Annotated in this window: 23 protein-coding genes and 1 pseudogene; 19 read left to right on the forward strand and 5 right to left on the reverse strand. The window is 63.2% G+C overall.

All coding sequences use genetic code 11. The features are described 5' to 3' along the window. The first annotated feature begins 543 nt into the window (after positions 1-543). The 3 genes from rluC to ACYVD0_RS14940 are packed head-to-tail and all read left to right on the forward strand — an operon-like array spanning position 544 to position 3,150. Positions 544-1,497: an RluA family pseudouridine synthase gene (rluC, locus tag ACYVD0_RS14930; RefSeq protein WP_460427538.1), complete on the forward strand. Its 954-nt coding sequence runs from the start codon at positions 544-546 to the stop codon at positions 1,495-1,497. After that, complete coding sequence (locus ACYVD0_RS14935) at positions 1,490-2,173, forward strand: HAD family hydrolase (protein WP_460427539.1); 684 nt, start codon at positions 1,490-1,492, stop codon at positions 2,171-2,173. Before rluC ends, ACYVD0_RS14935 begins: the two co-directional genes overlap by 8 nt. 2 nt (positions 2,174-2,175) lie before the next feature. Further along, a complete protein-coding gene (locus tag ACYVD0_RS14940) occupies positions 2,176-3,150 on the forward strand; it encodes a S49 family peptidase (RefSeq protein WP_460427540.1) in 975 nt (324 codons plus the stop codon). 50 nt (positions 3,151-3,200) lie between these two features. Here the strand turns inward: ACYVD0_RS14940 and ACYVD0_RS14945 are convergent, their stop codons facing one another. Beyond that, complete coding sequence (locus tag ACYVD0_RS14945; RefSeq protein WP_460427541.1) at positions 3,201-3,779, reverse strand: Maf family protein; 579 nt, start codon at positions 3,777-3,779, stop codon at positions 3,201-3,203. 106 nt (positions 3,780-3,885) lie between these two features. Between ACYVD0_RS14945 and ACYVD0_RS14950 the strand changes: the two genes are divergently transcribed. The 13 genes from ACYVD0_RS14950 (at position 3,886) to ACYVD0_RS15010 (ending at position 14,013) form a co-directional block, all read left to right on the forward strand. Then, positions 3,886-4,413, forward strand: a complete 528-nt coding sequence (locus ACYVD0_RS14950) for a DUF177 domain-containing protein (RefSeq protein WP_460427542.1) — start codon at positions 3,886-3,888, stop codon at positions 4,411-4,413. 13 nt (positions 4,414-4,426) lie between these two features. Further along, positions 4,427-4,609, forward strand: a complete 183-nt coding sequence (rpmF, locus tag ACYVD0_RS14955) for a 50S ribosomal protein L32 (protein ID WP_007160601.1) — start codon at positions 4,427-4,429, stop codon at positions 4,607-4,609. A gap of 3 nt (positions 4,610-4,612) precedes the next feature. Then, positions 4,613-5,629 carry a phosphate acyltransferase gene (gene plsX / locus ACYVD0_RS14960; RefSeq protein WP_460427543.1) on the forward strand — a complete coding sequence of 339 codons (1,017 nt, stop codon included), beginning with the start codon at positions 4,613-4,615 and terminating at the stop codon, positions 5,627-5,629. 95 nt (positions 5,630-5,724) lie between these two features. Then, the gene (gene fabD / locus ACYVD0_RS14965; RefSeq protein ID WP_460427544.1) at positions 5,725-6,663 is read left to right on the forward strand and encodes an ACP S-malonyltransferase; all 939 of its coding nucleotides are present in this window, start codon (positions 5,725-5,727) and stop codon (positions 6,661-6,663) included. 14 nt (positions 6,664-6,677) lie between these two features. After that, positions 6,678-7,421: a 3-oxoacyl-ACP reductase family protein gene (gene fabG, locus ACYVD0_RS14970; RefSeq protein WP_460427545.1), complete on the forward strand. Its 744-nt coding sequence runs from the start codon at positions 6,678-6,680 to the stop codon at positions 7,419-7,421. Between the two features lie 209 nt (positions 7,422-7,630). After that, the gene (gene acpP / locus ACYVD0_RS14975) at positions 7,631-7,867 is read left to right on the forward strand and encodes an acyl carrier protein (RefSeq protein ID WP_004422318.1); all 237 of its coding nucleotides are present in this window, start codon (positions 7,631-7,633) and stop codon (positions 7,865-7,867) included. A gap of 214 nt (positions 7,868-8,081) precedes the next feature. After that, positions 8,082-9,326 carry a beta-ketoacyl-ACP synthase II gene (gene fabF / locus ACYVD0_RS14980; RefSeq protein ID WP_460427546.1) on the forward strand — a complete coding sequence of 415 codons (1,245 nt, stop codon included), beginning with the start codon at positions 8,082-8,084 and terminating at the stop codon, positions 9,324-9,326. Next, on the forward strand, positions 9,326-10,141 hold the full coding sequence (gene pabC / locus ACYVD0_RS14985; protein ID WP_460427547.1) for an aminodeoxychorismate lyase: 816 nt from the start codon (positions 9,326-9,328) through the stop codon (positions 10,139-10,141). The genes fabF and pabC overlap by 1 nt, the downstream gene beginning before the upstream one ends. A gap of 6 nt (positions 10,142-10,147) precedes the next feature. Further along, on the forward strand, positions 10,148-11,224 hold the full coding sequence (mltG, locus tag ACYVD0_RS14990; RefSeq protein WP_460427579.1) for an endolytic transglycosylase MltG: 1,077 nt from the start codon (positions 10,148-10,150) through the stop codon (positions 11,222-11,224). Further along, positions 11,221-11,853, forward strand: coding sequence for a dTMP kinase (gene tmk, locus ACYVD0_RS14995; protein ID WP_460427548.1), 633 nt, complete (start codon positions 11,221-11,223; stop codon positions 11,851-11,853). The genes mltG and tmk overlap by 4 nt, the downstream gene beginning before the upstream one ends. Continuing rightward, positions 11,813-12,832 (forward strand): DNA polymerase III subunit delta', encoded by a 1,020-nt coding sequence (locus ACYVD0_RS15000; RefSeq protein WP_460427549.1) that lies wholly within the window; start codon positions 11,813-11,815, stop codon positions 12,830-12,832. Before tmk ends, ACYVD0_RS15000 begins: the two co-directional genes overlap by 41 nt. A 34-nt stretch (positions 12,833-12,866) precedes the next feature. Then, positions 12,867-13,223, forward strand: a complete 357-nt coding sequence (locus ACYVD0_RS15005) for a PilZ domain-containing protein (protein WP_460427550.1) — start codon at positions 12,867-12,869, stop codon at positions 13,221-13,223. A 4-nt stretch (positions 13,224-13,227) separates the two neighbouring features. Beyond that, on the forward strand, positions 13,228-14,013 hold the full coding sequence (locus ACYVD0_RS15010; RefSeq protein WP_460427551.1) for a TatD family hydrolase: 786 nt from the start codon (positions 13,228-13,230) through the stop codon (positions 14,011-14,013). Positions 14,014-14,189: 176 nt separating this feature from the next. Here ACYVD0_RS15010 and ACYVD0_RS15015 read toward each other — a convergent pair whose 3' ends face one another. Then, positions 14,190-15,368, reverse strand: coding sequence for an aminotransferase class V-fold PLP-dependent enzyme (locus ACYVD0_RS15015; RefSeq protein WP_460427552.1), 1,179 nt, complete (start codon positions 15,366-15,368; stop codon positions 14,190-14,192). A 78-nt stretch (positions 15,369-15,446) separates the two neighbouring features. Between ACYVD0_RS15015 and ACYVD0_RS15020 the strand changes: the two genes are divergently transcribed. After that, positions 15,447-16,013: a DUF1285 domain-containing protein gene (locus ACYVD0_RS15020; protein ID WP_460427553.1), complete on the forward strand. Its 567-nt coding sequence runs from the start codon at positions 15,447-15,449 to the stop codon at positions 16,011-16,013. Between the two features lie 55 nt (positions 16,014-16,068). Here ACYVD0_RS15020 and ACYVD0_RS15025 read toward each other — a convergent pair whose 3' ends face one another. Next, on the reverse strand, positions 16,069-16,194 hold the full coding sequence (locus ACYVD0_RS15025) for a hypothetical protein (protein ID WP_460427554.1): 126 nt from the start codon (positions 16,192-16,194) through the stop codon (positions 16,069-16,071). A 66-nt stretch (positions 16,195-16,260) separates the two neighbouring features. On the opposite strand from ACYVD0_RS15025, the pseudogene ACYVD0_RS15030 reads away from it, so the two are divergent. After that, positions 16,261-17,300, forward strand: a pseudogene (locus ACYVD0_RS15030) (IS630 family transposase). A 76-nt stretch (positions 17,301-17,376) separates the two neighbouring features. On the opposite strand, the gene ACYVD0_RS15035 reads toward ACYVD0_RS15030, so the two are convergent. Together ACYVD0_RS15035 and ACYVD0_RS15040 are read right to left on the reverse strand one after the other, a co-directional pair. Further along, complete coding sequence (locus ACYVD0_RS15035; protein WP_460427555.1) at positions 17,377-17,754, reverse strand: transposase; 378 nt, start codon at positions 17,752-17,754, stop codon at positions 17,377-17,379. A gap of 90 nt (positions 17,755-17,844) precedes the next feature. Further along, positions 17,845-19,500, reverse strand: coding sequence for an electron transfer flavoprotein-ubiquinone oxidoreductase (locus tag ACYVD0_RS15040; RefSeq protein WP_460427556.1), 1,656 nt, complete (start codon positions 19,498-19,500; stop codon positions 17,845-17,847). A 289-nt stretch (positions 19,501-19,789) separates the two neighbouring features. Between ACYVD0_RS15040 and ACYVD0_RS15045 the strand changes: the two genes are divergently transcribed. Continuing rightward, the coding region (locus ACYVD0_RS15045) for an electron transfer flavoprotein subunit beta/FixA family protein (RefSeq protein WP_460427557.1) at positions 19,790-20,217 on the forward strand (428 nt) is incomplete at its 3' end.

The raw sequence follows: 20,217 nt of genomic DNA on the forward strand, positions 1-20,217 counted from the left end.
GAAACGGCGTTCGGCACACACGACTCTCGCGGTCGGTGACAGGGGCGTTCAGGAAAGGTTGTAGCCCGTTCCCGTGTCAAGCAACGTTTGGCTGGTGGCCAGAGTCGCGACTACGTCTCCTGCTTACTGTTGTGGCAGAAAGCAATTAATCAGGAGGAGGAATCAAGCATCGGCAGCGGACGCCATGTGCGTCTGGATGAAAGCTTGCAGCTACGCAATCCGATGATTGTGCATCTCCACCCTGCACGTATCCTTTGAAAATCGGGTGCCGTTCGCAGAATCTGCAGCGAGTTGGCAATTATTGCGACCTCCTTTGGGTGGAGGTGCGCCATCATATAACTAAGGCATTTGTTTCCGAGGCTTCGCGATGTTTGGGTGAAGTCCCGTCGGACGGCCTTACGCCCTGGATCGGGTAGTATGGGGATGGGATGACTGTTCTATTTTACGCCCATCCGCTGGCCTGGCCGTATAAATGACGGCATTCATGATTATAGCAGCTATTAATAAGTGCTTCAATTCTCTGAAAATTGATATGATGCGGCAATGATAAATCCCTCCCATGCAAATTCTGGCGTCCAGTTGCTCGAGGTCGGCCCGGAAACGGCCGGCCAGCGAATCGATAATTTTCTCCGCGCCCAGCTCAAGGGCGCCCCAAAGACCTTGATCTACCGCATCCTCCGCAAAGGTGAAGTGCGGGTGAACAAGGGGCGGATCAAGCCCGAGTACAAGCTGCAGGCCGGCGACTTGGTGCGCGTACCGCCGCTACGCTTGGCCGAACGCGACGAGCCGGTCCCGCTGGCGCAGGGGTTGCTCGAGCGGCTCGAGGCAGCCATTCTCCACGAAGATAAAGCTCTGATCGTGTTGAACAAGCCGGTCGGCATCGCCGTGCATGGCGGTAGCGGACTCAGTCATGGCGTGATCGAGGCGCTGCGCCAATTGCGTCCGGAGCTCAAGGGGCTGGAATTGGTCCACCGGCTCGACCGGGATACCTCGGGTTTGTTGATGATTGCCAAGAAGCGCAGCATGTTGCGTCATCTGCACGAGGCGTTGCGTGGCGATGGGGTGGACAAGCGCTATCTGGCGCTGGTGCGCGGATCCTGGCCCAGTGCCCGGAAGCAAGTATGTGCCCCGTTGCAGAAGAATACCCTGCGCTCCGGCGAGCGGATGGTGGAGGTCGACGAGGAGGGGCGGGAGGCGCTGACGCTCTTCCGCGTGCTGCGGCGTTTCGGCGATTTCGCCACTCTGGTGGAGGTCAGGCCGATTACCGGGCGGACCCATCAGATCCGGGTTCATGCCCGGCATGTCGGGCATCCGATTGCTGGCGATGCCAAGTATGGCGACGAGGATTTCAGCCGCGAGATCCGTGCGCTTGGAGGCAAGCGCCTGTTTCTGCACGCCTGCTCGCTGGCGGTGCCGTTGCCGGAGGGGGGCGAGTTGCGTCTGGAAGCTCAGGTGGATGAAGTGTGGGCGCAGACCCTGGAGCGTTTGAGTGACTGATTATCGGCTGTTGATCTTCGATTGGGATGGCACGCTGGTCGACTCCATCGGTCGCATCGTCGAGTCCATGCGGGTCGCGGCGATGGTTTGTGATCTCGAGCCGCGCAGCGATGCGGCAATAAAAAGCATCATCGGCCTGGGATTGCCGGAAGCAATCCGTACGCTTTATCCAAATCTGCATGATGCCCGGCTATTGGAGCAAGTCCGTCGGCTTTACAGCGAGCATTATCTGGCCTTGGAGAGCGAGCCGTCGCCGCTGTACTCTGGTGTGGCCGAGGCGCTGGAGGTATTTCGGGCGGCGGGGTACCGTCTGGCGGTGGCTACCGGCAAGACCCGCCAGGGGCTTGACCGGGTTCTGGCGGGGCGTGGCTGGCAGGGGTATTTCGATGTCAGCCGCTGTGCGGACGAAACCGCCAGCAAGCCGGATCCGCGGATGCTGCACGAGATCCTCACGCACTGCCGGATGTCGCCCGAGCAGGCCCTGATGGTAGGGGACTCCTCTTTCGATCTGCAAATGGCGCGACATGCCAGGATGGAGGCTGTGGCTGTGAGCTATGGGGCGCAGCCCATCGAGACGCTGCGCTTGCATGGGCCGCGTTTGATTATCGATGACTTTGGCGAGTTGTGCGCCTGGCTGGGTCTCCGGCCAGCGCAGAATGTCGTTGTTGAGGGGTAGGCATGGCGAATGAATGGAAGGCGCCGCCGGAGGGCGGTGACGAGAAGAGCTGGAGGCTGCTGGAAAAGACCTTGCTGGCCACCGTGGAAGAGCGGCGGCGGGCGCGCCGTTGGGGCATCTTCTTCAAATTGCTGGGGTTCGCCTACCTGCTCGCTCTCCTGATTATGCTTTTTCCGGGGCTGAGCCTGAAGGGGGCGGCACGCACAAGTGATCACACCGCGCTGGTTGAGGTGCGCGGGATGATCGTCGACGATGATATTGCCAGTGCCGACAACGTTGTCGGCGGTCTGCGGGCTGCTTTCAAGGATAAGCATACCAAGGCTGTAGTGCTGCGCATCAACAGTCCTGGCGGCAGTCCTGTGCAGTCCGGCTACATCTATGATGAAGTTCGTCGGCTGCGCGCCGTGCATCCTGACATCAAGCTCTATGCGGTGATAACCGATCTCGGGGCCTCTGGTGCCTACTATATTGCCAGCGCCGCCGACGCGATCTATGCAGACAAGGCCAGCCTGGTCGGCTCGATCGGGGTAACGGCGGCGAGCTTCGGTTTCGTTGAAGCAATGGAACGGCTTGGGGTCGAGCGCAGGGTCTACACGGCTGGCGAGCACAAGGCTTTCCTTGATCCGTTCCAGCCGCAGAAGGAGGGTGAGGTTCGTTTCTGGCGGGAGGTGCTGGATGTCACTCATCGACAGTTCATCGATAGTGTCAAGCAGGGGCGCGGCGAGCGTCTGAAGGACAAGGACTATCCTGAGCTGTTTTCCGGCCTGGTTTGGTCTGGTGAGCAGGCCTTGCAGCTGGGATTGGTCGATGCGCTGGGCAGTGCCAGTCATGTGGCTCGCGAAGTAGTCGGCGCGGAGAATCTGGTCGACTTTACAGTGCAGGAAACGCCGCTGGGCCGTTTCGCCAAGAAGCTGGGAGCTGGTGTGGCGGAGCGTCTGGGGATATGGATGGGCTTGCAGGCTCCGGCCCTGCGCTGATGCATTCGTGGAGCCGGCCTGGCGCCGGACCTATTTTCGGGGGGGGCGGTTCAGGGAATCTGTACGCCCTCGGCCAGCAGCATGTCGACCAGGCGGATCAGTGGCAAGCCGATCAGGCTGGTGGCGTCTTCACCCTCGGTTGAGCGGAGCAGGCTCACGCCGAGCCCTTCTGATTTGAAGCTCCCGGCGCAGTCGAAGGGTTGTTCGGCTGCCAAGTAGCGCTCGATTCGGGCTTCGTCCAGGTGGCGGAAGTGTACTCTGAAGGGAATGCAGTCGATCTGTAGTGTTCCGGTGGATGTATTGAGCAGAGCCAGGCCGGTCAGGAAGGTCACGCTATTGCCGCTGGCGTTCTGCAGTTGGGCGCGGGCACGCGGCAGGCGGTGAGGTTTGCCGAGGATCTGTCCGTTTAGTACGGCGACTTGGTCCGAGCCGATGATTAGGTGTTGCGGGTACTCTTTGGCAGGGGCTTTGGCCTTTTCGGCAGCCAGGCGCCTGACCAGGCTGTCGGCGCCCTCTCCGGGGCGGGATGTTTCGTCGATGGACGGTGAGGCCCAAGTGAAGGGCAGTCGCAGGCGGCTTAGTAGTTCGCGACGATAGATGGAGCTGGAGGCGAGCACGAGAGGCAGCATGGCATTCTCCTGGCAGGGTGGCACGATTCTAGCGGGGCCGCCGATCGGCGGACAGGGCTGAATTCCCTTTGACACCGCTCCGGCCCATCCATAGAATGCGGCCCCTATGTTGAATGGGCCGATTCCACCTCACGTTGATCCACGCAAGCTGGCTGATCGCAGCTCGACCCTTGAGGGCGAGCTGTCGCTGGCAAGCTTGTCGCGTCTTTGTGATCCGCTTGCCGACGCTTCGGGGGTGGTGCACGCGAAACTCCATTTTGAGCGCGACGAGCGCAAGACTGTGGTCATCCACAGCGAGCTCGATGTCGAGGTCAAGATGGTTTGCCAGCGTTGCCTGGAGCAGGTCGCCCTGCCGATCCACAGCGAATGCCATTACGCGGTGGTCAAGGAGGGGGCGAACACTCAGTCGCTGCCCAAGGACTATGACGTGCTGGAGGTTGGAGAAGATCCCTTGGATTTGCTGGCGCTGGTCGAAGACGAGCTGCTGCTTGCCTTGCCCATCGTTCCGCTCCATGACCCTGATGTTTGCCAGCCGCCGGCCGGGCTCGAAGAGCCCGAACCGAGCGAGGACGAGGTATCGCGGTCCAACCCGTTCAGCGTACTGGCGCAGTTAAAGCGTGACCCAAACGTTTAGGAGTTAATCAGTTATGGCTGTTCAGCAGAACAAAAAATCCCGTTCCGCGCGTGATATGCGCCGCTCCCATGATGCGCTTGAGGCGAACGCTCTGTCCGTCGAGAAGAGCACCGGTGAAGTGCATCTGCGTCACCACGTGTCCCCGGACGGTTTCTACCGTGGTCGCAAGGTGATCGACAAGGGCTCCGACGAGTAACTCTTGTCCGCTTCGCTCATCGCTGTCGATGCAATGAGTGGGGACTCCGGTCCCCGCTGTATTGTTCCGGCCTGTCTTGCCTGTCTGGCCGAGATTCCTTCGCTGCATCTGGTCCTCGTTGGCCAGGCTTCCCTTCTCGAAGAGTTGATTGCCCGTCATCCCCGGGTCGATCATGCGCGCCTGAGCATCGTACATGCTAGGGACGTGATTGCTATGGATGAGCGTCCGGCTCATACGCTGCGCAGCAAGGCGGACTCCTCCATGCGTGTGGCCCTGGATTTGCTGCGCGAGGGGCGGGTCCAGGCCTGTGTCAGCGCTGGCAACACGGGCGCCCTGATGGCGCTATCCCGACATGTGCTGAAGACCCTGCCGGGCATCGACCGGCCAGCGATGTTCGCGGCTCTCCCCACCGAGCAGGGCATCTGTCATCTACTTGATCTGGGCGCCAACATGGATTGTAGCGCCGAACATCTATATCAGTTCGCCGTGATGGGGTCGATTGCCGTGGAAACGCTCGGCGTGGAACGCCCACGGATAGCGCTGCTGAACGTCGGTACCGAGGAGGTCAAGGGCAATCAGCAGGTCAAGCAGGCAGCCGTCCTGCTGCAGCAGGCCAGAGGAATTAATTACGTCGGCTTCATCGAAGGTGATGGTCTCTATCGGGGAGAAGCCGATGTGGTGGTCTGCGACGGTTTCGTTGGCAACATCCTGCTGAAGGCCAGCGAAGGGCTCGCCGCCATGATCGCCGGAGAGGTCAAGGCGCAGTTCAGGCACAGCCTCGCCTCGCGGCTGGTCGGTGTCCTGGCTTTGCCATTCTTGCGCCGATTGCAGGCTCGCCTGGCGCCGGCTCGACACAACGGCGCCAGTTTCTTGGGGTTGCAGGGGATCGTGGTGAAAAGCCATGGTGCGGCAGGCACCGAGGAGTTTCGCAGCGCGATTCTCTGTGCGCAGACGGAAATTCGCGAGAACTTGCCGCAACATCTGCATAACCGTCTGGAAGCGCTGTTGACGGGGCGCTGATGTGACTGCATCCAATGGCCTGTCATCCAACTGATTAACACGCGTCCGGCCCGGCTGGGCGCCTCCCGAAGAAAGATCATCAGGGATCTGTTCATATGTCTGTTTTGCCCGCATTCGTCTTTCCCGGCCAGGGTTCGCAGTCGCTCGGCATGCTGGCCGAGCAGGGTGCCCAGCACCCGCTGATCGGCACTACCTTTGCCGAGGCTTCCGAATCCCTCGGCTATGATCTCTGGGCGCTGGTCCAGCAGGGGTCAGAAGAGCTACTCAATCAGACCGACAGGACCCAGCCGGCGATCCTGGCCGCCTCGATTGCCCTGTGGCGGCTCTGGCAGGCCGAGGGTGGGGCGCTGCCGGCCTTCGTCGCGGGACACAGCCTTGGCGAGTATTCCGCACTGGTAGCCGCTGGCAGCCTGCCCTTTGTCGATGCGGTAAAATTGGTTGAGTATCGAGGGCAACTGATGCAGCAGGCTGTGCCCGCTGGTTTGGGTGGCATGGCGGCGATTCTTGGCTTGGACGACGCCGATGTGCTGGCGGCCTGCGCCGAGGCCGAGCAGGGTGAGGTGGTCAGTGCAGTGAACTTCAATGCGCCGGGTCAGGTGGTGATTGCCGGTTCCGCTGCAGCGGTCGGGCGTGCTATCGAGGCCTGCAAAGCGCGCGGCGCCAAGCGTGCCATGGCCTTGCCGGTCAGCGTGCCGTCGCACTGCGCACTAATGCGTCCGGCGGCGGAGCGCTTTGCCGAGGCGATGGAAGCGATCGCCTGGCAGGCGCCGCGTATTCCACTGGTACAGAATGCCAGCGCCGCCGTGGTGAGCGATCTGGATACCCTCAAGCGTGATCTGCTGGCGCAGCTCTACAGCCCGGTGCGCTGGGTCGAGTCAATGGTCTGCCTGGCCGGCCAGGGCGTCATCGATCTGGTCGAATGCGGCCCAGGCAAGGTGCTCTCTGGATTAAACAGGCGCTGCGTCAAGGGCATTAATACCCACAACCTGGATACCCCCGAGGCCTTCGCCGCTGCCCGTGCTGCGCTGGCCTGAACAAGGAGACGACAATGAGTCTGCAAGGCAAAGTGGCGCTGGTGACCGGCGCCAGCCGTGGCATCGGTCAGGCTATCGCGTTGGAACTGGGCCGGCAGGGCGCGGTGGTGATCGGCACCGCCACTTCCTCGGCCGGTGCCGAGAGCATCGCCGAGTCCCTGAAGAGCAACGGCATTGAGGGAGCCGGTCTAGTGCTGGATGTATCCAGCGACGAGTCCGTCGCCACGACCTTGGAGCACATCCAGCAGCATCTGGGGCAGCCGGCGATCCTGGTCAACAATGCCGGCATCACCCGCGACAACCTGATGCTGCGGATGAAGGATGAGGAATGGCATGATGTCATCAACACCAACCTCACCAGCCTCTATCGCCTGTCCAAGGCGGTCCTGCGCGGCATGACCAAGGCCCGCTGGGGGCGGATCATCAATATCGGCTCGGTGGTGGGAGCCATGGGCAACGCCGGCCAAGTCAACTATGCTGCGGCCAAGGCGGGGCTGGAAGGATTCAGCCGTGCCCTGGCCCGCGAGGTCGGTTCGCGGGGGATCACCGTCAATTCGGTTGCACCCGGCTTCATCGATACCGACATGACTCGCGAGCTACCTGAAGCGCAGCGCAATGCGCTGTTGGGCCAGATCCCGCTGGGCCGCCTGGGCCAGGCCGAGGAAATCGCCCAGGTTGTCGCCTTCCTTGCCTCCGATGGTGCATCCTATGTCACCGGAGCTACCATTCCGGTTAACGGTGGAATGTACATGAGTTAAGTGGAATGTACATGAGTTAATGTGACGAGCGCCTCAGGGCAGCAGTCAAAGAGCAATCCGAAATCTGCATCGAGCTGCCAAAGTGGAAAAGGCAGATCGTCGGGGCAGTCCGGAGGAGCATGGCTTCAGCTTGAAAAGCTGAAATCCCTTTCTATAAACTTACTCGCATTACCATCTGCCTGGTTTGTCCATAGGAGTGAAAATAAGGTATGAGCACCATCGAAGAACGCGTCAAGAAAATCGTTGCTGAGCAACTTGGCGTCAAAGAAGAGGAAGTCACCAACAGCGCTTCCTTTGTCGAAGACTTGGGCGCCGACTCTCTTGACACCGTTGAGCTGGTGATGGCTCTCGAAGAGGAATTCGAGACCGAGATTCCGGACGAACAGGCCGAGAAAATCACCACTGTTCAGGAAGCCATCGATTACATCAATGCCAACGCGCAATAAGTAATCGTCGACTCCCTACTCGGATAAGCCGCACTGCCCAAAAGGCGTGCGGCTTTTCTTTAATAGAAATAACAAAAAGTTTTACCTGATACATGCTGGCTCTGCCCGGTTCGCAAGGGTGGCTGTGGGGTATGTGCTCGCATGGGCGCCGCTTATCGCCTGCAGGCAGGTTACCGGCCCCGCTTGCGCAGTAACGAAGAAAGAGGAGATTGCTTTGTCACGTAGACGCGTCGTGGTCACTGGACTGGGGATGTTGTCGCCGCTGGGTACTGATGTACCGAGCAGTTGGCAGGGGGTCCTGGCTGGTCGCAGTGGCATTGCTCCGATCGAGCACATGGATCTTTCTGCCTATTCCACCCGTTTCGGTGGTTCGGTGAAAGGGTTCGACGTGGAGCAATACCTGTCGCTCAAGGAGGCCCGCAAGCTCGACTTGTTCATCCAGTACGGTCTGGCTGCCAGCTTCCAGGCCGTGCGCGATTCCGGCCTGGAAATCACCGATGCCAACCGCGAGCGCATCGGCGTGGCGATGGGCTCCGGCATTGGCGGTCTCACCAATATTGAAAACAACTGCAAGTCCCTCATCGAGCAGGGGCCGCGGCGGATCTCACCGTTCTTCGTGCCGGGCTCGATCATCAACATGATTTCCGGCTTCCTGTCGATCCATCTGGGTCTCCAGGGGCCGAACTATGCCCTGGCCACGGCCTGTACCACCGGCACCCATTGCATCGGCATGGCCGCGCGCAACATCGCCTACGGCGAGGCCGAGGCGATGGTCGCCGGTGGCGCCGAAATGGCGGCCTGTGGCTTGGGCATCGGTGGTTTCGGTGCCGCCCGGGCGCTGTCTACCCGCAACGACGATCCGACGGGTGCCAGCCGTCCCTGGGACAAGGGACGCGACGGCTTCGTGCTCTCCGACGGTGCCGGCGCACTGGTGCTGGAAGAGCTGGAGCACGCCAGGGCGCGGGGAGCGAATATCTACGCCGAGCTGGTCGGTTTCGGCATGAGCGGCGATGCCTTCCACATGACTTCGCCGCCGGAGAATGGCGCCGGCGCGGCCCGATGCATGCACAACGCCCTGCGCGATGCCGGCCTGAACATCGGCCAGGTGCAGTACATCAATGCCCATGGCACCTCGACTCCGGCGGGCGATCTGGCCGAGGTGGCGGCGCTCAAGTCGGTTTTCGGCGAGAGCGCCTACCGGCTGTCGGTCAGCTCGACCAAGTCCATGACCGGCCACCTGCTGGGCGCCGCCGGTGCGGTCGAGGCGATCTTCAGCGTGCTGGCGATCCGCGATCAAGTCGCTCCGCCGACCATCAATCTGGAGGAGCCCGACCTGGGCTGCGATCTGGACTTCGTCGCCCATGAGGCCAGGAGCCTGCCGATTGACGTGGTGCTTTCCAACTCCTTCGGTTTCGGCGGTACCAACGGTACGTTGGTGTTCCGCCGGTTCGCTGGCTGATGCCCTGCTGGATCGATGGCCAGCCTGGCGAGTCGCTGCCTCTAGCCGACCGCGGGCTGGCCTACGGCGACGGTCTGTTCGAGACCATTGCCGTGCGCCGGGGGCAGCCACTTCTGCTGGAGCGGCATCTGGCGCGTCTGGCTGAGGGCTGTACCCGACTGGCCATCCCTGGCGACCTGCCACTGATCCGCGCCGAGTTGCTGGCCTTCTCGGCCGTGCTGGGGGATGGCGTGGCCAAACTGCTGTTGACCCGTGGCGACGGCCTGCGCGGGTACACGGTCTTTCAGCCACTGCAGCCGCGGCGCATTCTCCTGGGCAGCCCGCTACCGCATTATCCGCCAGCCAATGCCGAGCAGGGCGTACGGCTCCATCCCTGTCGCACCCGTCTGGCCGAGCAGCCCCTGCTGGCCGGGCTCAAGCATCTCAATCGCCTGGAGCAGGTGCTCGCCCGCGCCGAGTGGCAGGACGCCGAGCATGCCGAGGGGCTGTTGCGCGATCTGTCCGGCCGGGTGATCGAGGGTGTTTTCAGCAATCTGTTCCTGGTCAAGGATGGCCTCCTTCTGACCGCCGACCTGTCCCGCTGCGGCGTTGCCGGGGTAATGCGTGCGGAAATCCTCGCCCAGGCAGAGCGCACGGGTATCCCCGTACAGGTGCGCGATATTGCTTTTGCCGAATTGCTGGCGGCGGACGAAGTATTTCTCTGCAACAGCCTCTACGGCATCTGGCCTGTGCGTGGGTTCGAAGGACATGACTGGCCGGTCGGCACGCTCACCCGTAAACTGCAGAACCTCATCCGCAAGCTACTGGATTCTTGATACGTGATGCGAAAATGGCTGCTGCTGCTGGAAAGCGGCCTGTTGCTGGGAGGGCTGGCTTTGTCGTTTGCCGTCTGGCAGCAGAAGTCCGCACTCGAACAGCCCCTGATGCTCACAGAAGAGCGCCTGTTGGAGGTGCCGGCCGGTGCCACGCCTGGCGGTCTGCTCAATCGTCTGCAGGACGACGGTCTGCTGCGCAGGAGCTTCTGGCTGCGCCTGTACTGGCGCTTCAATCTGTCCGAGCAGAGCCTGCGCAGCGGCGAGTATCGCTTGGCGCCGGGCATGACCGCCGTCGAGTTGCTCAGCCTCTGGCAGCGTGGCGAGGTGGTGCAGTACAACCTTACCCTGGTCGAAGGTTGGAACTTCCGCCAGGTGCGGGCCGCGCTGGCCCGGGCGAATAAGCTGGAGCAGTCCCTGAAGGGGGTTTCCGACGCCGAGCTGATGGCCCGGCTCGGCCAACCGGAGGTCCATCCCGAAGGGCGCTTCTTTCCCGATACCTACCGCTATGTGCGCGGCATGAGCGATTTCGAGCTGCTCAAGCAGGCCCATGGGCGGCTACAGCAGGTGCTCGCCGAAGAATGGGCCGAACGGTCGCCGAACCTGCCCTATGAAACCCCCTACCAGGCACTGATCATGGCCTCGATCATCGAGAAGGAAACCGGCGTTCCCCGCGAACGCATGCAGATCGCCGGGGTGTTCGTGCGCCGGCTGGAGCAGGGCATGCTGCTGCAGACCGACCCCACGGTCATTTATGGCCTGGGCGAGCGCTACAACGGCAAGCTCGGACGCGCCGATCTGCTCGCGGCGACCCCCTATAACACCTATGTCCAGCCCGGCCTGCCGCCAACTCCCATCGCCCTGCCCGGGCGTGAGGCGATCCATGCGGCGCTGCACCCGGCGGACGGCCGCGAGCTGTATTTCGTCGCTCGCGGCGACGGCAGCCATGTCTTCTCCGAAACCCTCGAGGCCCACAATCAGGCGGTTCGCGAATACCAGCTCAAGCGGCGCGCGGATTATCGCTCCAGTCCATCGCCCGAGGCGCTGGGGCGCTCCGGGCAGCAGGACGGTGAGGAAAACCCGTGAACGGCCTGTTCATTACCCTCGAAGGTCCGGAGGGAGCTGGCAAGAGCACCAATCGCGAATACCTCGCCGAAGGCCTGCGGGCGTGCGGCTGCGAGGTGGTGCTGACTCGTGAGCCGGGCGGAACGCCATTGGCCGAGAGCATCCGCGAACTGCTGCTGGCACCCAGCAGCGAGCCGATGGCGCTCGACACCGAGTTGCTGCTGGTTTTTGCCGCCCGCGCCCAGCATCTGGCCGGAGTAATCCGTCCGGCGCTGGCGCGCGGCGCCGTGGTGCTCTGCGACCGCTTCACCGATGCCTCCTACGCCTACCAGGGCGGCGGCCGCGGCGTACCCGAGGCGCGCATTGCGATTCTGGAAGACTTCGTGCAGGGTGACCTGCGTCCCGACCTGACCCTGGTCTTCGACCTGCCGGTCGAGGTGGGCCTGGCCCGCGCCGCTGCCCGCGGCCGTCTGGACCGTTTCGAACAGGAGGGCCGCGCCTTCTTCGAGGCAGTGCGCCAGGCCTACCTGCGCCGGGCTGCGAGCAATCCGGCGCGTTATCGGGTGGTGGATGCGGGACGGCCCCTGGCGGACGTCCAGCGCAGCCTGGATGCTTTGCTCCCGCAGCTGCTGGAGCCGCGTGGTGCCTGAGGTCTACCTCTGGCAGCAGGCGCTCTGGCAGCGGTTGGCCGGGCGCAGCCGGCACGCCCATGCCTATCTGCTGCATGGTCCGGCCGGCATCGGCAAGCGGGCGCTGGCCGAGCGCCTGGCGGCTCGTCTGCTGTGCCAGAGCCCGGCCGGCCTGGAAGCCTGTGGCCAGTGCAAGTCCTGCCGCCTGCTACAGGCCGGCAGCCATCCGGACCATTTCCTGCTGGAGCCGGAGGAGGCGGACAAGGCGATTCGCGTCGATCAGGTGCGCGAGCTGGTGGAGTTCGTCGTGCAGACGGCGCAGCTCGGCGGACGCAAGGTCGTCCTGCTGGAACCGGCCGAGGCGATGAACCTGAATGCTGCCAATGCCCTGCTGAAGAGCCTTGAGGAGCCTTCCGGGGAGAGCGTGCTGTTGCTGATCAGCCACCAGTCCAGCCGTCTGCTGCCGACCATCAGGAGCCGCTGCGTGCAGCAGGTCTGCCCGCTGCCGGGCGCCGCCGACAGCCTGGCCTGGCTGCGCGGGGCCTTGCCGGAGCGGACCGACGAGGAACTGGCCGAGCTGCTCGTCCTGGCCGGCGGGTCGCCGCTTTCCGCCTTGCGTCTGCACGGCGAGGGTGTCCGTGAGCAGCGCGCGCGGGTGGTGGAAGGGGTGAAACAGCTGCTCAAGCAGCAGGCCGGCGCCAGCCAGCTGGCCGAGACCTGGAACGGCGTGCCGCTGCTGCTGCTGTTCGACTGGTTCTGCGACTGGAGCCTGCTGATCCTGCGTTATCAGCTGACCGCCGACGAGCAGGGCCTGGGCCTGGGCGACATGGCCAGGGTCGTCCGCTACCTGGCGGAGAAGAGTGCCCAGTCCCGGGTGCTGGCCATGCAGGACTGGCTGTTGGTGCAGCGCCAGAAGGTCCTCGCCAAAGCCAATCTTAACCGTGCCCTGCTTCTCGAGGCGCTGCTCGTGCAGTGGGCAAGCTTGCCCGGGCCGGGCTAGAATCGGCGCCTGAGTCAGCCGTCGGGAAATCTGCATGAGCATGCCATCTGGTCTGGGATCGCGTAATGGCATCCTGCCCCTGTCGATCAAGGACAAGTCACTCCTCTACGCCTCCTATATGCCTTTTCTCAAGAATGGCGGCCTGTTCATCCTTACCAACAAGAGCTACAAGCTCGGTGACGAAATCTTCCTGTTGCTCAGCCTGATGGACGAGCCGGAAAAGATCCCGGTGGCTGGCAAGGTCGTCTGGATCACCCCATCCGGCGCCCAGGGCAATCGCGCCGCCGGGGTCGGCGTGCAGTTCGGCGATGGCGACAATGCGGCGCGCAACAAGATCGAAACCTATCTGGCCGGCGCCCTGAAGTCGGACCGCCCCACCCATACGATGTAACCCCATGCTGATCGACTCCCACTGTCACCTCGATCGTCTCGATCTCGGCGCCCATGGCGGTTCCCTGGACGCCGCACTGGACGCAGCCCGTGCCCGGGGCGTCGGGCATTTCCTGTGCATCGGCGTGAGCGCGGACAACGCAGCCGTGGTGAAGGCGCTGGCCGAGCGTCATGCCGACGTGGACTGCTCGGTCGGGGTGCACCCGCTGGACGTCGAGCCCGATGCCGTGCCCGCCCTCGACTGGCTGCTCGGCGAGCTCGCCCATCCGCGGGTGGTCGCCATCGGCGAGACTGGTCTGGACTATCACTACCAGCCGGAAGCCGCCGTCCTGCAGCAGCAGGCCTTCCGTCTGCATCTGGAGGCGGCGCGCATCACTGACAAGCCGCTCGTCGTGCACACCCGCGCGGCGCGTGACGATACCCTGCAGCTGCTGCGCGAGGCTGCCCTGCCACAGGCCGGCGTGCTGCATTGCTTTACCGAGGACTGGGAAATGGCCCGGGCGGCGCTGGATCTCGGCTTCTACATCTCGCTGTCCGGTATCATCACCTTCCGCAATGCCGAGGCCTTGCGCGAGGTGGCCCGGCGGATGCCGGCGGACCGTCTGCTGGTGGAGACCGACGCCCCCTACCTGGCCCCGGTCCCCCACCGCGGCAAGCCCAACCTGCCGCAATATGTCCGTGAGGTGGCGGAGTTTCTCGCCGAGCTGCGCGGAGTCCCCTTCGAAGCTCTGGCCGAGCAGACCACCGACAACTTCCGGCGGCTGTTTCCGCTGGCCCGGGTCGGGCGCTGAGCACTCTGCCGCGCAAAAAAAACCCGGAGTCTGGGGGAGGAAACCGGGTCAAAAACATTAGGAGTAAGCGAAGACACACGTTCCTTGGATGTCTTCGGCTGGCTTGGCATCGGGGGAAATGCCATGTCAGTAGGGGAAGTATCGCCTCGGATCGGCTCTAGTCCAGTACGAGCTGTTCATTTTTTAAACGGTTTTGGAATACCTTCGCCGCTGTTGAGTACCTGGCTGGATGCTAGCTGGCGCAGGATCGCCAGGGTTTCGTCGAGCACTGTGGTCGGCGTGTAGAAATGCGGCGACAGGCGGATTCCGCTGCCACGCTGGGCGCAGACGATCTGCTCGTGCTTGAGGCGCTCGAACAGCTGCCGGTTGTCCCAACCATCCAGCGCGAAGGTCAGGATGCCGGCACGCCGCTCGGGATCGCTCGGGCTGTGCAGACGCACGCCGGGGGTCTGCCGGAGGCCTTCCTCGAGGCAGGTCATCCGCTCGTGCAGGCCTTGGGCGACGTTGACCATGCCCACCTGTTCCAGCAGCGACAGGCTGCTTTCCAGCGCCACGGCACCGAGCATGTTCGGGCTGCCGCATTCGAAGCGCCGGGCAGTACGCGCCGGCTCCCACTCCAGGCGGTCATAGTCACCGGCATTCTCCAGCATGTGCCAGCCGTACTCGTGCAGCTTGAGCCGTTCGCGCAAATCGCTGCGGCAGTAGAACACCCCGAGCCCCTCCGGGCCGAGCATCCACTTGTGCCCGTCGGCCATGGCGAAGGCACAGTCGCAGGCGCGCACGTCGAAGGGCAGGGCACCGAGCTGCTGGATGGCATCGACGCAGAGCAGCACGCCGAGCGGCCGGCAGCCCTGGCCGAGCCGTTCCAGGTCCAGGCGCAGGCCGCTGGCATACTGCACGGCACTGATCGACAGCAGGCGCGTGCGCGGGTCGCAGGCGGCCAGCAGGTCGGCTTCCGGATCGGCTCCCTTGAGGCCGACCGTCACGACCTCGACCCCCTGTGGCTTGAGCGCCTCCCAGACGATGCGGTTGGAGGGAAATTCCTCGTCGCTGATGACGATCCGATCGCCGGGCTGCCAGTCCAGACCGAAGGCAACGAAGGACAGCGCCTCCGAGGTGTTCTTGACCAGCGCTATATCCGCCGTCGTGGGCGCGTTGAGCAGGCGCATCAAGCGTTCGCGCAGGCGTCGCTCGATGCCCAGCCACTGGGGATAGTCCCGTGCACCGATGTGTACGTTCTGCTCGGCGAAGGCCGCCACCGCCTTGCCGGCCCGCTTGGGCCAGGGGGCGACGGCCGCATGGTTGAGGTAGCGCAGCCCGGCCAGCTGCGGAAATTCGTCGTGGATGGCATGCATGGGCTTGCTCCTTGCAATCGTGTTGTCAGGCATCATATTCGACTTCGAGTGACTGTCCCCCCCGGCTGAGGAAAGGCTATGAGCGATCCACGCAAGGCCGACGACCTGTTGGCACAGATTCCCGAGAGCGGCCGGAAGGGACCGCCCCCTGTACACCTTTGGAACCCGCCCTTCTGCGGCGACATCGACATGCGCATCGCGCGGGATGGCAGCTGGTTCTACATGGGCACCCCGATCGGGCGCAAGGCTCTGGTGCGGCTGTTTTCCGGTATCCTGCGGCGCGACGGCGACCAGTACTTCCTGGTGACCCCGGTGGAGAAGGTCGGCATCCGGGTCGACGGCGCACCCTTTGTGGCGGTCGCACTGAGCGTCGAGGGGACCGGCGAAGCCCAGGTACTGCGCTTCACCACCCAGGTTGGGGACGAGGTCGAGGCTAGTGCCGAGCACCTGCTGCGGGTCGCGCTCGATCCCCAGAGCCAGGAGCCCGCGCCCTACCTGCACGTGCGCGCCAACCTGGAGGCGCTGATCCACCGCAACATCTTCTACCAACTGGTCGAACTGGGGCAGCCGCGGCAGATCGACGGGCGCAGCTGGCTGGGCGTGTGGAGCCACGGCACCTTCTTCCCCCTTGGGCCGCAGGACTGAACCGGGAAAGGGCTTCGGCGAAGTCCTGTTTTAGGCTGTTGACGTATCAGCGTAATCACAGCACAACAGCAGCGAAGGCCAGCATTGCCTTGAAATGGCAGGCTTTTTTCTCAACGCGTGTAACGATCCGACGATAGTGCTTCAGCTTGCTGAACAGCGCCGACGTGCTGATCTCCTCCATGAACGGGATTGCATGGGTGATACTAATTTTATTGAAAGTATTGTCATATCAAGAGACAGTACGCCAATGAAGTGCAAACGAAACTCCGATGGCCGGGCAATCGACCACCATTCTCTACAGGTCATGCGCCAGCAGGCGATCAAGGCTGTCCGCGAAGGGCAGACCGTCCAAAGCGTGGCGTCCGCTTTCGGCGTCAATATCCGCAGCGTCTTTCGATGGCTGTCCGACTTCGCCACTGGCGGACAGAACGCCCTGCTCGCCAAGCCGATTCCCGGACGCCCCCCCCCAGGATCAGTGCCGAGGAAATGCGCTGGCTGGCACAGGCCGTTCGGGACCACTCGCCGCTGCAATACCGCTTCGAGTTCGGCCTGTGGACCTTGTCGCTGATCGCCGAACTGATCCGTCGCCAGTTCGGCAAGACGCTGTCGCTGTCCGCGGTGAGCCGGATCATGAAGCTGCTCGGCTTCACCGCGCAGAAACCGTTGCATCGCGCCTAGCAGCAGGATGCGGCGTTGGTGGGCCAGTGGGAAAGCGAGACCTATCCGGCGATTCGGGCCGAGGCCCGTGCGGCGGGGGCGAGGATCTACTATGCGGACGAGTCGGGCATGCGCTCCGACTACCATGCCGGCACGACCTGGGCACCGCAGGGGCAAACGCCGGTGGTCGAGGTGATGACCGGCCGGCGCTTCTCGCTGAACAGGCTGTCGGCGGTTGGGACGCGCGGCGAGTTCCGCTTCATGCTGCACGATGGAACGGTGACGGCCAGCGTGTTCCGCGAGTTTCTCAAGCGCCTGCTGATCGGTGCCGAGCAACCGGTCTTCGTGATCGTCGATGGCCATCCGGTTCACAAGGCTAGGCTGGTCAGGGCGTTTGTCGAAGAACAGGCGGGGCGCCTGAAACTCTTCTATCTGCCCCCGTACTCTCCGTAGCTGAACCCGGATGAACAGGTCTGGGGGCACGTCAAGCGCAGTGTGTCCAGGCGTCTGGTGCAGAACCGGGAGGAAATGAAGAGGTTGGCACTGGGTGCGCTGCGCAGGATCCAGAAGTTGCCGGAGTTGGTGAAATCGTTTTTTCGCCACCCGGACTGCCGATATGCAGCAGCATGACATTACTTTAAAAAGGCTAGTGTCAGCCGCCTGGCCTCCCGTCAGGATGAAACGAATCGGTAGCCCAGTGCATCGGTCAGCGCATGGATCTTGTCCCCGCGAACCACCCCAAGTGCCTCGTTCGAAGCACCGCTGTGGGCCGCTCCAGCCGGGTGCGAATGACCGAACTGTCGATACAGACGTATTGGAAATCAGCTTCACGAACCAGCGCTGACAGGCGCTTGTCCCAGATGCCGAGCCTGCACCAGCGGGCAAAATGCTTGAAGACACTGTTCCATGAGCCGGGGCAGCGGGGAAGCATCCGCCACTGAGCGCCGCTGCGAAGTATCCAGAGCACCGCTTCGACGAACCGGTGGCAGCTGAGGGTTCTGGTAAGCCGAATGCCCTTTGTGGCACTCAGCAGGTTCTGTATACGTGCCCAATCGTTATTGTTCAGTTGGCTTCTGTCGGTCATGGCAAAAGCAAGGTTCTAACGCTGGGCTTACGTCAACACCTAGAGAGCGGAAAAGCATGAGGCTCCCGAAGGAGCCTCATGGGGCGTCGCTTACATGTTGGGATAGTTCGGTCCGCCGGCACCTTCCGGGGCTACCCAGGTGATGTTCTGGGCCGGGTCCTTGATGTCGCAGGTCTTGCAGTGCACGCAGTTCTGCGCGTTGATCTGGAAGCGCGGGCTACCGTCGTTCTGGCTCACCACCTCGTAGACGCTGGCCGGGCAGTAGCGCTGCGCCGGCTCGTCGTACAGCGGCAGGTTGCGGGTGATCGGGATGCTCGGGTCGGCCAGCTTCAGATGGCAGGGTTGGTCTTCTTCGTGGTTGGTGTTGGAGAGGAATACTGAGCTGAGCTTGTCGAAACTGAGCTTGCCGTCCGGCTTCGGATAGTCGATCCGCTTCGACTCGGAGGCCAGCTTCAGGCAGCTGTGGTCCGGCTTGTTGTCGTGCAGGGTGAGCGGGATCTTGCCGCCGAACAGGTTCTGGTCGATGAAGTTGAAGGCCCCGCCCGCCAGCGCGCCGAACTTATGGATGGCAGTGCCGAAGTTGCGGCTGCAGAACAGTTCGTCATACAGCCAACTGGACTTGAACGACTCGACGTAGCCGCTCAGCTCGTCGCCGCCCTGGCTGCCGCCGGCGAGGGTGGCGAGGATGGCGTCGGCAGCCAGCATGCCGGACTTCATCGCGGTGTGGCTGCCTTTGATCTTGGCGAAGTTCAGGGTGCCCAGATTGCAGCCGATCAGCGCGCCACCGGGGAAGACCATCTTCGGCAGCGAATTCAGGCCGCCTTTGGAGATGGCGCGGGCGCCGTAGGACACCCGCTTGCCGCCTTCCAGGTACTGGGCGATCACCGGGTGGTGCTTGTAGCGCTGGAACTCGTCGAAGGGCGACAGGAAGGGGTTGCTGTAGGACAGGTCGACGATCAGGCCGACCACCACCTGGCAGTTCTCCAGGTGATAGAGGAAGGAGCCGCCGGGGTTCTCGTCATCCAGCGGCCAGCCGGCGGTGTGCACCACCAGGCCCTGCTCATGGCGGGCCGGGTCGATGTCCCAGATTTCCTTAATGCCGATGGCGTAGTGCTGGGCGTCGGCCTCGTTGTCCAGCTGGTAGCGGGCGATCAGCTGCTTGCCGATGTGGCCGCGGCAGCCTTCGGCGAACAGGGTGTATTTGCCGCGCAGCTCCATGCCAGGGGTATAGTAGCCGTCCTTAGGCTTGCCTTCGCGGTCGAGTCCCAGGTCGCCGGTGATGATGCCACGCACCACGCCGCTGTCGTCGATCAGCGCTTCCTGGGCGGCGAAGCCCGGGTAGATCTCGACGCCCATGGCTTCGGCCTGCTGGGCCAGCCAGCGGCACAGGTTGCCCAGGGAGATGATGTAGTTGCCCTCGTTGTGCATGGTCTTGGGCACGAGGAAGTTGGGCAGCTTGGTGGCCTTCTCGGCGCTCTTGAACAGGTAGATATCGTCGCGCTTGACCGGGGTGTTCAGCGGGGCGCCTAGCTCCTTCCAGTTGGGGAAAAGCTCGTTCAGGGCCCTCGGCTCGAAGACGGCACCGGAGAGGATGTGGGCGCCGACTTCGGAACCCTTCTCGACCACGCACACGCTGATCTCCTGACCAGCCTCGGCGGCCTGCTGTTTCAGCCGACAGGCGGCGGACAGGCCTGCCGGACCGGCGCCGACGATGACGACGTCGAATTCCATGTATTCGCGTTCCACAAACTATCTCCTGCTCGGGGCTCTCTTCGCATGTTCCCTGGTGAGGGTCGACCATTATATATCCGACCTCTCCGGTCGGACCAATGCAAAGACGGGGGCGCACTGCCCCGGAGGCGGCTGGTGGAGCCCCGGAAAGCCGGGCCGGTCTTGGTTGACCGGGAGGTGGCCTGCGGTCAAGATACGGCCGTTTTACGCTCGCCGCAGGGGGCTGACGTCGGCTCCGGCCGTCAACCACAGGCCATAGCTTGCCTTGGCGACATTTCATCTACCGGAGAGTAACGAGGAATCCATGAAGGTTCTTGTAGCTGTCAAACGAGTGGTCGACTACAACGTCAAGGTTCGCGTCAAGGCGGACCACTCCGGCGTCGACCTGGCCAACGTCAAGATGTCGATGAACCCGTTCTGCGAGATCGCCGTGGAAGAGGCGGTGCGGCTGAAGGAGAAAGGCATCGCCACCGAGATTGTGGCCGTGTCCGTCGGCCCGGCCCAGGCCCAGGAGCAGCTGCGCACCGCCCTGGCCCTCGGCGCCGACCGCGCCATTCTGATCGAGAGTGACGAGGAACTCGGCTCCCTGGCCGTGGCCAAGCTGCTCAAGGCCGTGGTCGACAAGGAGCAGCCGCAGCTGGTCATCACCGGCAAGCAGGCCATCGACAGCGACAACAACCAGACCGGGCAGATGCTCGCCGCGCTGACCGGCTACGCCCAGGGCACCTTCGC

It is taken from the genome of Azotobacter armeniacus (assembly GCF_054779355.1).

Excerpts from the sequence above, each read along its gene's own strand:
- fabD (WP_460427544.1), top strand. The coding sequence starts at position 5,725 with ATGTCTGTTTTGCCCGCATTCGTCTTTCCCGGCCAGGGTTCGCAGTCG.
- mltG (WP_460427579.1), top strand. The coding sequence starts at position 10,148 with ATGCGAAAATGGCTGCTGCTGCTGGAAAGCGGCCTGTTGCTGGGAGGG.
- ACYVD0_RS15005 (WP_460427550.1), top strand. The coding sequence starts at position 12,867 with ATGAGCATGCCATCTGGTCTGGGATCGCGTAATGGCATCCTGCCCCTG.
- pabC (WP_460427547.1), top strand. The coding sequence starts at position 9,326 with ATGCCCTGCTGGATCGATGGCCAGCCTGGCGAGTCGCTGCCTCTAGCC.
- rpmF (WP_007160601.1), top strand. The coding sequence starts at position 4,427 with ATGGCTGTTCAGCAGAACAAAAAATCCCGTTCCGCGCGTGATATGCGC.
- ACYVD0_RS14950 (WP_460427542.1), top strand. The coding sequence starts at position 3,886 with ATGTTGAATGGGCCGATTCCACCTCACGTTGATCCACGCAAGCTGGCT.
- ACYVD0_RS15020 (WP_460427553.1), top strand. The coding sequence starts at position 15,447 with ATGAGCGATCCACGCAAGGCCGACGACCTGTTGGCACAGATTCCCGAG.
- fabG (WP_460427545.1), top strand. The coding sequence starts at position 6,678 with ATGAGTCTGCAAGGCAAAGTGGCGCTGGTGACCGGCGCCAGCCGTGGC.
- ACYVD0_RS15000 (WP_460427549.1), top strand. The coding sequence starts at position 11,813 with ATGCTTTGCTCCCGCAGCTGCTGGAGCCGCGTGGTGCCTGAGGTCTAC.
- ACYVD0_RS15035 (WP_460427555.1), bottom strand. The coding sequence starts at position 17,754 with ATGACCGACAGAAGCCAACTGAACAATAACGATTGGGCACGTATACAG.
- acpP (WP_004422318.1), top strand. The coding sequence starts at position 7,631 with ATGAGCACCATCGAAGAACGCGTCAAGAAAATCGTTGCTGAGCAACTT.
- rluC (WP_460427538.1), top strand. The coding sequence starts at position 544 with ATGATAAATCCCTCCCATGCAAATTCTGGCGTCCAGTTGCTCGAGGTC.
- ACYVD0_RS15010 (WP_460427551.1), top strand. The coding sequence starts at position 13,228 with ATGCTGATCGACTCCCACTGTCACCTCGATCGTCTCGATCTCGGCGCC.
- ACYVD0_RS14945 (WP_460427541.1), bottom strand. The coding sequence starts at position 3,779 with ATGCTGCCTCTCGTGCTCGCCTCCAGCTCCATCTATCGTCGCGAACTA.
- ACYVD0_RS15015 (WP_460427552.1), bottom strand. The coding sequence starts at position 15,368 with ATGCATGCCATCCACGACGAATTTCCGCAGCTGGCCGGGCTGCGCTAC.
- ACYVD0_RS15025 (WP_460427554.1), bottom strand. The coding sequence starts at position 16,194 with ATGGAGGAGATCAGCACGTCGGCGCTGTTCAGCAAGCTGAAGCACTAT.
- ACYVD0_RS14940 (WP_460427540.1), top strand. The coding sequence starts at position 2,176 with ATGGCGAATGAATGGAAGGCGCCGCCGGAGGGCGGTGACGAGAAGAGC.